The sequence below is a fragment of the Vibrio sp. M260118 genome, from assembly GCF_036533755.1.
GTDB lineage: Bacteria > Pseudomonadota > Gammaproteobacteria > Enterobacterales > Vibrionaceae > Vibrio.
In genome coordinates, this window is the sequence record NZ_JATABG010000619.1 from 1 (window position 1) to 1118 (window position 1118).

Annotated in this window: 2 protein-coding genes; one reads left to right on the top strand and one right to left on the bottom strand. The window is 45.3% G+C overall.

What is annotated here, in order from left to right:
- Positions 1-349: YdcF family protein (locus tag QTO00_RS20075; protein ID WP_443088953.1), on the top strand; the 349-nt coding region annotated here is incomplete at its 5' end.
- Positions 350-414: 65 nt separating this feature from the next.
- On the opposite strand, the gene QTO00_RS20080 is transcribed toward QTO00_RS20075, so the two are convergent.
- Positions 415-1118: AAA family ATPase (locus QTO00_RS20080; RefSeq protein WP_331426320.1), on the bottom strand; the 704-nt coding region annotated here is incomplete at its 5' end.

Consider the following 1118-nt stretch of genomic DNA (forward strand, 5'->3'; position numbering starts at 1 on the left):
GACCAATACTGGTGAGAACGTCTTATTCACTTATGAGTTACTGCAGCAGCTAGGTGAGGACTATCGTTCTTTTATTCTGGTACAAAAGCCTTATATGGAAAGACGAACCTACGCTACATTTACCAAACAATGGCCTGCATCCTATGAGCGTGTGTGCGTGACCTCACCCAAGTATGAGTTTTGCGATTACTTTAATGAAGAGATTGAACTAGAAACCACGATAGTGGCAATGCTCGGAGACTTCGAACGAATTAAGACCTACCCTGATCACGGGTTTCAGACTGAGCAGAGCATTCCACAGACTGTAGAAGACTCCTACTTGGTGCTTAAAGCGTTATTTGCGAAGTAGGAAAAACTCAAAACAGTACAGTAGATAGAAAAGAGGCCTAACAAGTAGGCCTCTGGTTGATGAGTTTAATGAACTGCGGCTTCTTTTTCACTCAAGTACTTAAACTTAAGCTCATCGCCTTTAAGGTCAACTTTCACCGTACCACCATCGACTAAGCAACCAAACAGTAGCTCGTTAGCCAGTGGCTTTTTAAGCTGTTCTTGGATAACTCGGCCCATTGGTCGTGCGCCCATGGCTTTATCGTACCCTTTCAGCGCAAGCCAGTGGCGAGCATCTTCAGAGATTTCCAGTGACACGCCCCGAACGTCAAGCTGTGCTTGAAGTTCAACAATGAACTTATCAACCACTTGGTGAATGACATGCTCATCAAGGCTATTGAACCAGATGATATTATCGAGACGGTTACGGAATTCAGGTGTGAACACCTTCTTAATTTCCGACATCGCATCATGGCTGTGATCCTGTTGGATCAAGCCAATCGATTTTTTCTCAGTCATCTGTACGCCCGCGTTAGTCGTCATCACCAAAATTACATTACGGAAGTCAGCTTTACGGCCATTGTTGTCAGTTAGTGTACCGTTATCCATCACTTGCAGGAGCAAGTTAAAGATATCTGGGTGCGCTTTCTCGATCTCATCAAGAAGAACAACAGAGTGCGGATGCTTAATCACAGCGTCAGTCAGCAAGCCGCCTTGATCGTAACCTACATAACCAGGAGGCGCACCGATTAAACGGCTCACAGAGTGGCGTTCGCCATACTCAGACATAT